Annotated in this window: 12 protein-coding genes and 1 pseudogene; 5 read left to right on the top strand and 8 right to left on the bottom strand. The window is 74.2% G+C overall.

Annotated features, from left to right (window positions below; genetic code table 11):
* Window positions 1-74: 74 nt before the first annotated feature.
* The 3 genes from ABZ495_RS28370 to ABZ495_RS28380 form a co-directional block, all read right to left on the bottom strand.
* Window positions 75-713: a ScbR family autoregulator-binding transcription factor gene (locus ABZ495_RS28370; protein WP_359809091.1), complete on the bottom strand. Its 639-nt coding sequence runs from the start codon at window positions 711-713 to the stop codon at window positions 75-77.
* A 443-nt stretch (window positions 714-1,156) separates the two neighbouring features.
* Entirely contained in the window at window positions 1,157-1,792 is a 636-nt protein-coding gene (locus ABZ495_RS28375) for a ScbR family autoregulator-binding transcription factor (protein WP_359809093.1), read from the bottom strand.
* A gap of 232 nt (window positions 1,793-2,024) precedes the next feature.
* Window positions 2,025-3,530 (bottom strand): hypothetical protein, encoded by a 1,506-nt coding sequence (locus ABZ495_RS28380; protein ID WP_359838744.1) that lies wholly within the window; start codon window positions 3,528-3,530, stop codon window positions 2,025-2,027.
* A gap of 454 nt (window positions 3,531-3,984) precedes the next feature.
* On the opposite strand from ABZ495_RS28380, the gene ABZ495_RS28385 reads away from it, so the two are divergent.
* From ABZ495_RS28385 to ABZ495_RS28395, 3 genes are all read left to right on the top strand, one after another.
* Window positions 3,985-4,542, top strand: coding sequence for a YceI family protein (locus ABZ495_RS28385; RefSeq protein ID WP_329485798.1), 558 nt, complete (start codon window positions 3,985-3,987; stop codon window positions 4,540-4,542).
* A gap of 165 nt (window positions 4,543-4,707) precedes the next feature.
* Window positions 4,708-5,124 (top strand): metalloregulator ArsR/SmtB family transcription factor, encoded by a 417-nt coding sequence (locus ABZ495_RS28390; RefSeq protein ID WP_359809099.1) that lies wholly within the window; start codon window positions 4,708-4,710, stop codon window positions 5,122-5,124.
* Window positions 5,121-5,627: an SRPBCC family protein gene (locus ABZ495_RS28395; RefSeq protein WP_359838746.1), complete on the top strand. Its 507-nt coding sequence runs from the start codon at window positions 5,121-5,123 to the stop codon at window positions 5,625-5,627. The genes ABZ495_RS28390 and ABZ495_RS28395 overlap by 4 nt, the downstream gene beginning before the upstream one ends.
* 32 nt (window positions 5,628-5,659) lie before the next feature.
* On the opposite strand, the gene ABZ495_RS28400 is transcribed toward ABZ495_RS28395, so the two are convergent.
* Entirely contained in the window at window positions 5,660-6,064 is a 405-nt protein-coding gene (locus tag ABZ495_RS28400) for a RidA family protein (RefSeq protein ID WP_359809103.1), read from the bottom strand.
* Window positions 6,065-6,252: 188 nt separating this feature from the next.
* Between ABZ495_RS28400 and ABZ495_RS28405 the strand changes: the two genes are divergently transcribed.
* Window positions 6,253-6,852: a C40 family peptidase gene (locus ABZ495_RS28405; protein ID WP_359838748.1), complete on the top strand. Its 600-nt coding sequence runs from the start codon at window positions 6,253-6,255 to the stop codon at window positions 6,850-6,852.
* 36 nt (window positions 6,853-6,888) lie between these two features.
* Here ABZ495_RS28405 and ABZ495_RS28410 read toward each other — a convergent pair whose 3' ends face one another.
* On the bottom strand, window positions 6,889-7,341 hold the full coding sequence (locus ABZ495_RS28410; protein WP_359838749.1) for a MarR family winged helix-turn-helix transcriptional regulator: 453 nt from the start codon (window positions 7,339-7,341) through the stop codon (window positions 6,889-6,891).
* Window positions 7,342-7,429: 88 nt separating this feature from the next.
* Between ABZ495_RS28410 and ABZ495_RS28415 the strand changes: the two genes are divergently transcribed.
* The gene (locus ABZ495_RS28415) at window positions 7,430-7,837 is read left to right on the top strand and encodes a VOC family protein (protein ID WP_359838751.1); all 408 of its coding nucleotides are present in this window, start codon (window positions 7,430-7,432) and stop codon (window positions 7,835-7,837) included.
* Between the two features lie 21 nt (window positions 7,838-7,858).
* On the opposite strand, the gene thrS is transcribed toward ABZ495_RS28415, so the two are convergent.
* The 3 genes and pseudogenes from thrS to ABZ495_RS28430 all read right to left on the bottom strand — a co-directional run.
* Window positions 7,859-9,106, bottom strand: a complete 1,248-nt coding sequence (gene thrS, locus ABZ495_RS28420) for a threonine--tRNA ligase (RefSeq protein ID WP_359838753.1) — start codon at window positions 9,104-9,106, stop codon at window positions 7,859-7,861.
* A gap of 263 nt (window positions 9,107-9,369) precedes the next feature.
* Window positions 9,370-10,092 carry a leucine-rich repeat domain-containing protein gene (locus tag ABZ495_RS28425; protein WP_329485806.1) on the bottom strand — a complete coding sequence of 241 codons (723 nt, stop codon included), beginning with the start codon at window positions 10,090-10,092 and terminating at the stop codon, window positions 9,370-9,372.
* Between the two features lie 46 nt (window positions 10,093-10,138).
* A pseudogene (locus ABZ495_RS28430) lies at window positions 10,139-10,422 on the bottom strand (PhzF family phenazine biosynthesis protein); the annotation flags it as partial.
* Window positions 10,423-10,553: the final 131 nt, after the last annotated feature.

The raw sequence follows: 10,553 nt of genomic DNA on the forward strand, positions 1-10,553 counted from the left end.
CCCACCGGCCCGCGGACCGTCGGGCTTTCCGTCCCCGGCGACCGGGGTCGGGACGGCGTCCGCCGCGACCGGGGTCAGCCGACCGGCGGCGCCGCGGTCCGGTAGGAGTCGACCGCCTCCGGGAGGACGAGGCAGGGCAGCAGCCAGTCCCAGAACGCCTGCAGCCGGCCGGCCAGCTCCTCCCGGCCGCGCGCCGCGCCGCCCAGCACCTCCAGTCCGCACGCGGCGGCCACCAGCAGGGACTCCGGACCGACCCCGCCCGCGCGTTCGCGCAGCTCACCCGCCCGGCGCGCGCCCGCCAGCAGCTCCCGGACGGCGCCCGCCCAGACGCCCTGGAAGCCGCGGACCCCGGCGACCGGCCCGTCCTCGCCCTGCCAGGCCCCGTCCTCGCGGCCCAGCCGGAACGCCGCCCGGACCACCGGATCCGACTCCAGCGAGGCCACCAGCCAGTAGCCCGCGTCGATCAGTGCCTGGACGGACGTGGATTCCGTCCGCAGCGCGCAGCAGGCCTCCCGCAGCGCCCGCTCGGCGTGCTCCACCACGGCCCGCGCCAGCTCCTCCTTCGAGCTGAAGTGGAAGTAGAGCGCGCCCTTCGTCACCCCCGCCGCCGAGGCGATGTCCGCGAGCGTCGCGCCCGCGTAGCCGGACCGGTCGAACAGCTCCGCTCCCGCCGCGACCAGACGCCCGCGCGTCCGCTCCGATCTCTCCTGCACCAACCGGCCCTCCATTCCGCCCGCCCGCACCACGCCGGGACCGACCCGGCGACAGCCGCCGTCCGTCACCCGTTCCGCGGGAGCCGGCCAGGTCCGCGCCGGACCGTCGTCGCGCCGCCGGTGGGACGTCCCCGCCCCACCGCGACACCCCGGCCGACCGCCACCGGTCGCCCGAACTCCCGCGCGTCGACGATGCCGTGACTGATGGTCACCGGGTAACCCCTCCGGTGATCTGCCGACGCATCCTTGGCACATTGGTTTGCCCGGGCGGCCGGCCGCCGGAGGGTGGGCACGGCCGTGGCGGCCCCGCGTCCGGCCCCGCGCCGGACCGGCGTCGACCCCGCATCGGAGCGCAAGAAACGGGACGAGCGGTTTGTCAGCCGCCAAACCGGACGCGCTGTACGGTTCGGCGTGACACGGCCAGGGCCCCAGCGGACGGGTCCTCAGCAGGCCGCGGCCGCACGGGCGGCGGCGACCTCGGCGACCACCCTGGCGCCCCGGTCGGCATCCATCTCCAGGGAGGCCAGCACCCCGGGCACGGCCACGCTCGGCAGCAGGTGCTGGAAGAGGCCCGCGACGCGTCGCTCCAGGTCCGCGCGGCCGGCGAGCTTCTGCGACTGGACCTGCACACCCGCCCAGGCCGCCGTCACCAGCCAGGCGGTGTCGGCCGGCACCACGTGCGGGAGCAGTTCGCCGCGCTCCCCCGCCGCCGTCAGCAGCGCCTCGAACCGGGCGATCCACCCGGGGACGGCGCCCCCGCCCAGGTCCCCGAGGCCGTCCTGGCCCAGCGACAGCCGAGCGCCCGCGCTCAGCACCGTGTCACGCGGCAGCAGATGGGCCACCACCATGCCGGTGTCGACGAACTCCTGCAGTCTGCAGGCGCGTTCGGGCACGGAGTCGTGGGCGAACTGCTCCTCCACCACCCCCTGGGCGAGGTCCCGCTTGGACGCGAAGTGGAAGTAGACCGCTCCCCGGGTGACGCCGGCGCGGGCCACCACCTCACCGATCGTCGCCGCCTCGTACCCGCACTCGTCGAAGACCGATGCCGCCGCCTCCAGAATCAGCCGGCGCGTCCGCACCGCCCGCTCCTGCCGCACCACACGACCACCCCGCCCACCGCACCGATCGAACAAAACCAGACAGCCCGTATCTTAACCGGCAGGCAATCCCGTACCGAACCTGCGGTTTTCTCCAGCCCGGCGGTCGCTTCGGGGGTTAGGAAACCGACCGTGCGGTATATCGAGAGCCGCTATATCGGGAGGTCCGCGGCGCGCTCCTGGCCCACCGCGAGGCGTCGGGATCCCGCCGGATTTACGGGAACGGCGTAGCGGGAGCCGCGTTCAGGGCGTCGTCGACCCGCTTCCAGAAGGCCCGGAAGTCCGCGGGAGCCGCCCGGTCGGCGGCGTACTGGGCGGAGTGCGCCTTCAGCACCTCCAGGTACTCCGGGGTGAGGATGACCGAGAACTCCCACCGGTCGGGCCCGCTGTAGGCCGGGACGGCACGGTTGCGCGCCTGGGCCAGTTCGTCCGAGATCATCCGGAGGTCGAGCAGGTACTCGGCGAGCCGGTCCCCCTCGGGCGGGGCCGCCCGCAGCCGCTCGGCGAGCAGGTCGAGCAGCGCCTTCATCCGGTCGTAGTCGTGGTAGTCCAGCTCGACGAGATAGGTGAACTCGCTTGTCTCCACCCGGTTCTCACGCACCTTCTGACACCAGACCGGGGCCAGCTCCCGGGCGGACGGGGCCGAGCGCGGATTCCTGCGCAGGAGGGTGGCCAGTGCCCTGAGGTTCCCGTCCCCGATGTTCCCCTGGTACTCACAGGCGACGGCCGGGAGGGTGACCCGGGTGGGCTGCAGGGTACTGAAGTGCGCCAGCACGACGCCGTGTTCCTGCTCGTCCAGCGTTCCCCACTCACCGTGCGGGCCGCCGCACGCGTCCGCGAGCGCGGACAGGCAGGCCGCGACGGCCATCGCCTCGCTGCCCCGCCACTCCCGCTCCAGCCAGTGCTCGAAAGCCGACCCGTTGTTCACCGGCTGCCCTCCCTCTCGGTCCTGTCGATCGGTGCTCCGCGTTTCCCCGTCGTCGAAACGCCTGCGGCCGGCCAGCGCGCCGAGCCCGAGCGTGAGTCGCTTCTGCAGGCCGTCGTACCGGGACCGGGCGATCTGGTGACCGGCGTCGGCCGCCTTCTCGTACCAGCGCAGCGCTTCGCTCGGGTTGCCGAGCCACTCCTCGTAGAGGGTCCCCAGGAAGAGCGCGCCGAAGGCGCTGCCGAGCTGCGCGGACCTCCGGTACCAGTGCATGGCCAGCTCGGCGTCGGCGGCCGACGGCTCCTCCGGCAGCTCCCCGCGCAGCCTGGCCCGCATCCGGCCCTCGACGATCAGCCCCAACCGGGCCATCGCGTCGGCGTTCCCGGCCCCGGCGGCCAGCCGGTGGAGCTGCTCGATCCTCGGCAGGTTCTGCGTCCCGTCCCCGCCGCTCCACTCCAACTCCAGGAGGCAGGCGGCTTCGTAGGCCTCCCGGGCCTGCTCCTCGGTGAGCAGCCCTTCCGGCAGGGCGAACGGGTCGGGCGGCGGCGGCAGTCGCGGCGCGATGGAGGGGCCACCCGGGAACGTCACGTGGTAATGGACCCCGCCCATGACGAGCCCGGCCTGGACCACCGACATCGACACCGCCGTCCCGACGGAGAGTTCGTTGCGGACCACGCCCGGCATGTCCGGCGGGGCAGCGTCCGCCACGTCCGGCACGTCCCGCGCATCCGGCCCGGCGACGCCCGGCACGGACGGCGCGGCGCTGTCCGCGCGGTGCTCCGCGGCCTCGTCCAAGAGGTCACCCCACTCGCTGCGCGTCCGGACGGCGTCGCCGGTGCCACCGGCCGGCGACGGGGCCGGACGGACCGGTCGACAGCGCCGGTGCAGGGATGCTACCCGCGTCAACCCCGGTGCGGGACACGCGTTCTGGCCAATCTGCCGGTGCACGGCAGGACACGGCACCCTGCTCCCCCGCGCGACCTCCGGGAGTCGCCGGACCGCTTCGGAGTGAGCCGCCGGACCCACCCGTAGTGAACGGTCGCACCGGGCCGGAGTTCGGCATCGGGCACCGCCGGGCCCTCCGGGCCGGTCCGCCCGTCCGGGTGAACAGCGCATGCGGCACCGGGGCGGAACGCCTAGCGTGGCCCGGGGCACCCCGCCCGGCCCGCCGCCCTCCCCGGACGGGCGCGACCGGCGCCGCGGGGCTCCGACCCTCCGGCTCCGCCCCCGTTCCCCTCAGGAGATCCCCGTGACCACGACGACCCCGCTGGCCGATCTCACCGGCGACTACGTCCTGGACCCGGCGCACACCCGGATCGGCTTCGTGGCACGCCACGCCATGGTGACGAAGGTGCGCGGCGCGTTCCAGACCTTCGAAGGCAGCGCCCACCTCGACGGCACCGACCCGAGCCGCTCCACCGCCCGGGTGTCGATCAGCGCCGAGAGCATCGACACCGGCAACGAGCAGCGCGACGGGCACCTGCGCACCAACGACTTCCTCGACGCCCCGAACCACCCGAGGATCACCTTCACCTCGACGGGCGTCGAGCAGCTGAACAGCGCCGAGTACCGGGTCAGCGGTGAGCTGACCATCAAGGAGACCACCCGCCCGATCACCATCGACTTCGAGTACACCGGCAACGCCCGGGACCCGTACGGCAACCTCCGGGTCGGCCTGGAGGGATCGGTCGCCATCAGCCGCAAGGACTACGGCATCACCTGGAACGCCGCCCTCGAAGGCGGCGGCGTCCTGGTCGGCGACAAGGTGGTGCTGGAGTTCGACATCTCGGCGATCAAGCAGGAGTGACCCGGCCCGGGTGTACCCGAGGGCCTGTGGCGGAGACCGCCACAGGCCCTCGGCGCGTTCCGGGGCGCGCCTCGCGGTTACTCAACCCACTGGTTGAACAAGCGCGCGGCACGGAGTAGCCTCGTATTCAACCAAACGGTTGCGAAGAGAAGCAGAGGTGCGCTGATGGCCACCGATCCGCTGTCCAGGGCGTTCGTCGCCCTGGCCGACCCGACCCGGCGCGACATCGTCGCCCGGCTCTCCGTCCGCGACGCCGGGGTCGGCGAACTCGCGGAGTCCTACGCCATGTCGATGCAGGCCGTCTCCAAGCACCTCAAGGTGCTGGAGGAGGCGGGGCTGGTGAGCCGAAGTCGCGACGCCCAGCGCCGGCCGTGCCACCTGGAGCCCCAGGTGCTCGATCTGATGACGGTCTGGATCGAGCGGTACCGCCGGCAGGCGGAGGAGCGGTTCGGTCGGCTGGACGCCGTCCTCGCCGCCATGGAGGACGGCGACGAGCCCGGAGCGGCCGTCCCGGCCCCGGAATCCCCCGAAGTGCACGAAGAGCACGAAGGACAAGAAGAGCACGAAGGAGCAGCGTCATGACCTCCAGCGACGACCGCCGGACCACGATCGAGGCGGACCCGGCACTCCCCGTCATCCGCATCGTCCGCGAGTTCGACGCCCCACCGTCCCGGGTGTTCCGCGCCTGGACCGAGCCCGAGCTGGTGGCGCGGTGGCTCGGCCCCAGGGACCGGGTCATGAAGATCGACACCTGGGACGCCCGCACCGGCGGCAGCTACCGCTACTCCGCACTGGCCGGGGACGGGGCCGGGCCGGCGAGTGAGGTGATCGCCTCCTTCTACGGCTCGTTCCACGAAGTCCGCCGGGACAGCCGGCTCGTCCAGACCTTCACCTTCGAGGGCGTACCGGACGGCGTCTCACTGGAGACCGTGGTCTTCGAGCCGGTCGGCGAAGGCCGCACCCGGGTCAGCTCCCTCTCCCTCGTCGACAGCCTGGCCACCCGCGACGCGATCATGGCGAGCGGGATGGACCGCGGCGTGATCGAGGGCTACGAGCAGTTGGACGAGCTCCTCGCCGCCGGCTGACCCCGGCGCGCCGCCGCCACGGGGGCGGTCGCTCAGGACAGCACGGCGACCGCCTCGACCTCGACGAGCTGGTCGGTGTAGCCCAGGACGGTGACGCCGAGCAGGGTGCTGGGCACGTCGTGGCTCCCCAGGTAGGAGCGGTAGACCTCCCACGCCGTCACGAGGTCCTCCTGCCGGGAGGAGGCCACGTACACGGTGGTCCGGACGAGGTCGGTCAGGGCGGCGCCCTCGTCCTCCAGCACGGTGATCAGGTTGCGCATGACCTGGTGGGCCTGGGCTCCGAAGTCGCCCACCGCGACCGTCCGCCCCTCCGCGTCGAGCGGACAGGCGCCCGCCAGCCAGAGCGAGCGCACCGGCGCGTCCACGGAGGCGGCGTAGGCGTAGTCCACCGCCTGGGTGAGCCGGTGGTTGCGGATCAGCCGGACCGTACCGCTCATGGGGGCTCCGAAGGTCGAACGGATGTCTGCTCCCCATCCTCGACAGCCGCCTGATCGCCGGTCAAACCATTAACCGCCGCCCGCTCCTCCCGCCGCGCCCCCGCACTCCCGGTTCACCGGTGCGGGTGATGGCGGGTCGCCCCGCCGGACGGCGATCCTGGTGCCCCACCGAACGAAGGGGTTCCGCGATGGTGCTTCGACTGCCCGGCCGCGGTGTCGGCCGCCGCCGGATCCTGGGGCTCGCCCTGGGCGCGAGCGCCGTACCCGTCCTCGCGACCGTCGCGGCCCGGGCGGCACCGGCCGCGGCGCCGCTGCCACCGGCCGCCCTGGGCCGCCGGGTCGCCGAGGTGGCGGCCGCGCAGATCGGCGTGCCGTACGCCTGGGGCGGCGGCGACCGGCTGGGCGCGGGCATCGGGTTCTGCGACGAGGAGAACGGCTACCTCGACGGCCGGTGCCTCGGCGAGCACACCGTCGGCTTCGACTGCAGCGGGCTGTCCCTCTACAGCTGGTACCGCGCCAGCGGGGGCGCCGTCAACCTCGCCCACTACACCGTCGCGCAGTACCACCGCTCCGAGCCGGTCGCCCGCGCTGACCTGCTCCCCGGCGACCTGCTGTTCTTCTCGCGCGCGGACGCGCCGCTGCACCACGTCGGCGTCCACGCGGGCGACGGCGCGATGATCCACGCCGAACGCACCGGCACCCTGGTCACCCGTCTGCCCGGTGTCCTCGAAGACCCGCGCTGGGCGGCCGAGTTCGTCGGCGCCCGGCGCCCGCTGCCGCTCGGCTGAGCGAGCGGAAGCGACCGGGAGCCGGCCCGCCCGCTCTCAGAGCGCCCCCGGCAGGTCGTGGTGGACCCGGCGCAGCAGGTCGTGCAGGGTGCGCCGCTCCCGCGGGTCGAGCGGGGCGAGGATCTCGTCCTGCACCGCGCGGGCCTCGGCCTCCAGTTCGGCCAGGACCGCCCGGCCCGTCCCGGTGATGCTCACCGAGACGCGCCGGCGGTCCGCCGTGTCACGGATGCGCTCGACGCAGTCGGCGGCGGCCAGCCGGTCGGCGACCTTGGCCATGTCGCTGGGGTCCACGCCGAGCCGCCGGACCAGGTCGCGCTGGGCGTGCGGCCCGAAGTCGGCCAGTGCGGCGAGCACCGCCATGTCCCAGAGCCGCAGGCCGCGCCCGGCCAGCCGCTCGGCCAGCCGGCTCCGTGCGGCCCTGCCGGTCCGGGAGAGCAGGTAGGTGCTGAGGTTCAGCAGGGTGGGCGGGGTGGAGCTCTCGGGGGTCACCCCATCAGTCTAGGGTCCGGCCCTATAGTGGGTCAGCACCTACTAATTGCGGTGGGCCGCCCGCCGCCCCGAGCCCAGGAGTCCCGACGTGGATGCCCTGTACACCCGCCTGCTCGTCTCCCGCTTCGCCGAGTGCTTCGCCTTCTACCGCGCCGTCCTGCCCCCGCTCACCGGCGCCGCCCTGGTCAAGGGCGAGGCGGCGGGCCCGTACGCCAACTGGGAGGCCGACGGCCGGACCGTGCTCGCGCTGTACGACCGCGCGATGATGGCCGCCGCCCTGGGCACCGAGCGGCTCCCGCCCCGCCCGCCGGCCGCCCAGGACTCCGCGATGCTGGCCGTCCGCGTCACCGACGTGGACGAGGCGCTCGCCCTCTGCCTCCGCCACGGCGCCCGCGTGGCGGCCGAAGCCACCGACCGCCCCGCGTGGGGCCCGACCCTGCGCACCGCCCACCTCCGTGACCCGGACGGCCACCTGATCGAGCTGCAGTCCTACTGACCGCCGCCCCCGGCCGGCCGGCTACTCCCCGGCCGGGGCGGGCTCCCACAGGTCGGGGCTGCCCGCCCCGACCAGGGACCGGATCCGGGCCAGGGCCTCGTCCGCGGGGATCGGGGCGAGCCGGCGGCCGTCGCGCAGGCGCAGGGCCACCAGGCCGTCGGCCGCCTCCCTCGGCCCGATCACCGCCTGGTACGGGACCAGCCGGGCCTCCCGGATCCGGGCGCCCAGGGTGCCGTGCTCGGGCCCGGCGACCTCGGCCCGCAGCCCCTGGTCGAGGCAGCGCTGCCGCAGTCGCCCGGCCTGGTCGGCCTCCCCCTCGGAGACCGGCAGCAGGACCAGCTGGGTGGGTGCCAGCCAGGCCGGGAACGCGCCGCCGTACACCTCGATCAGATGGGCGACGACCCGCTCGACGCTGCCGATGACACTGCGGTGCACCATCACCGGGCGGTGCCTGGCCCCGTCGGCGCCGATGTAGTGCAGGCCGAACCGCTCCGGCTGGTGGAAGTCGATCTGCACGGTGGAGAGGGTGGATTCGCGACCGGCGCCGTCGGCGATCTGGACGTCGACCTTCGGTCCGTAGAACGCCGCCTCCCCCTCGACCGCCTCGAAGGGCACGCCGGACCGCTCCAGCACCTCGGTCAGCAGCGCGGTGGCCCGCTCCCAGAGCGCCGGGTCGGCCACGTACTTCCCGCCCTCACCGGGCAGCGAGAGCCGGTAGCGGACGGGGCGGATCCCGAGCGCGCGGTGCGCCTCGCGGATCAGCTCCAGCGCGGCCAGCGCCTCGTCGGCCGCCTGCTCGGGGGTGCAGAAGATGTGGGCGTCGTTCAGCTGGATCGCCCGGACCCGGGTGAGCCCGCCCAGCACGCCGGACGGTTCGGACCGGTACATCCCGCCCAGTTCGGCCATCCGCAGCGGGAGGTCGCGGTAACTGCGCGCCCGGGAGCGGTAGATGAGGGCGTGGTGCGGGCAGAGGCTCGGGCGCAGCACGACCTGCTCGGCGCCCAGTTCCATCGCCGGGAACATGTCGTCGCGGTAGTGCGACCAGTGGCCGGAGATCTCGTACAGCTCGCGTTTGCCGAGCACCGGCGAGTACACGTGGCGGTAGCCGGCCCGCTGTTCGTACCCCCGGACGAACTCCTCCAGGGTGTGCCGGACGGCGGCGCCGCCGGGCAGCCAGTACGGCAGGCCGGAGCCCATCAGCGGGTCGGTGTCGAAGAGGTCGAGTTCACGGCCGAGGCGGCGGTGGTCGTGCATGGTGGCGGTCTCCACTCGGGTCTGCGGGGTGGCACCTGCGGGGGCTCTCCGCAGGCGGCGCTCCTGAGCCGAGTGGGCGGGAACGACGAAGCCCCGGGGCACTCGGCCCCGGGGCTTCGGACTAGGTCAGCAGTCAGCGCACCGGGACTCTCTCCGGCGTCGTCGTCAGGACGGCTGCAGCGCGCTTCATGCCTCCCACGGTAACAGGGCGGCGGCGCTCCCGGCGATCCGTTTCCGGTGCTCGCCCGCGCTCCGGAGCCGATCGGGAGCGGGCGTCCTCAGTACAGCACCGCGCAGCCCCGCTCGCCGAGGGCGGCGAGCAGCCGGGGCGGCGGTGTGACGTCGTTCCACCGCAGGTCGAGCTTCTCCAGGGCCGGCAATCCGGCCAGCCAGTGCGGCAGTTCGGTGATGCGATTGCTCCGCAGGTCCACCCGGCGCAGCAGCGGGAGCCCGGCGAGCACCGGAGGGATCTCGGTGAGGGCGTTGTCCCGCAGGTCGAGCTCGCGCAGCGCGGCGAGTCCGGCGGCGGACGGCGGCAGAGCGGTCAACGCGTTGCCGCGCAGCCACAGTTCGCGCAGGGCGCCGAGCCGGCCGAGGGTGTCCGGCAGGCGGGTGAGCCGGTTGTGCTGGGCCCGGAGCTCCACGAGGGCGGTCATCCCACCGAGGGCGTCCGGCAGTTCGCCGATCCGGTTCTCGCCGACGTTGAGGTAGCGCAGGGCGCCGAGCCGGCCGAGGGCGTCCGGCAGCCGGGTGAGCGCGTTGTCGTGCAGGTAGAGGAAGTCGCGCAGTGCGGTGAGTTCACCGAGTTCCTCCGGCACGGCGGTGAGCGCGTTGTGCCCGAGGTCGAGGGTCCGGAGACGGCGCAACCGTCCGATGGCGGGCGGCAGTTCGGTCAGGCCGGTCTCGGCCAGGATGAGGACGGTCAGGTCGGTGCGGTCCCAGACGGATTCCGGCACCGCACCGAGCGGCTGCCGCCAGAGGTTGAGGGTCAGGTCTGTCACCCGGGCATTCTCCGCCGGTGCGACGCCCCGGCGAGGCCCGGGGCCGCTACGCGCCCGGGAGGTGGAGGGTCCCGTCGAGGACGGTGACGGCGGTGCCGGAGAGGTGGACGCGGTCGCCGTGGAGGGCCGTCCGGACCAGGCCGGTGCGGGCGGAGACCTGGAGGCCGGCGAGCCGGTCACGGCCCAGCCGGGCCGTCCAGTACGGAGCGCGGTGTGGGCGCTGCCGGTGACCGGGTCCTCCGGGATCCCTCGGGCCGGGGCGAAGAAGCGGGAGACGAAGTCGTACCCGGCGTCGCCGCGGGCCGCGGGCGCCGTGACGATGACGCCGCGCAGGTCGTCGCGGAGCGTCGGGCGGTCGGCGCGTCCAGCCGGGGCGTCAGGTCGCGCACGGCGGCCTCGTCCTGGCCCGGTGCCGGGCGGGTCTCCCGGCTCCTGGAGAAGGACCAGGCCCACCGGCCGGA

It is taken from the genome of Kitasatospora sp. NPDC005748 (assembly GCF_040630735.1).
In the GTDB taxonomy this organism is placed as follows: Bacteria; Actinomycetota; Actinomycetes; order Streptomycetales; family Streptomycetaceae; genus Kitasatospora.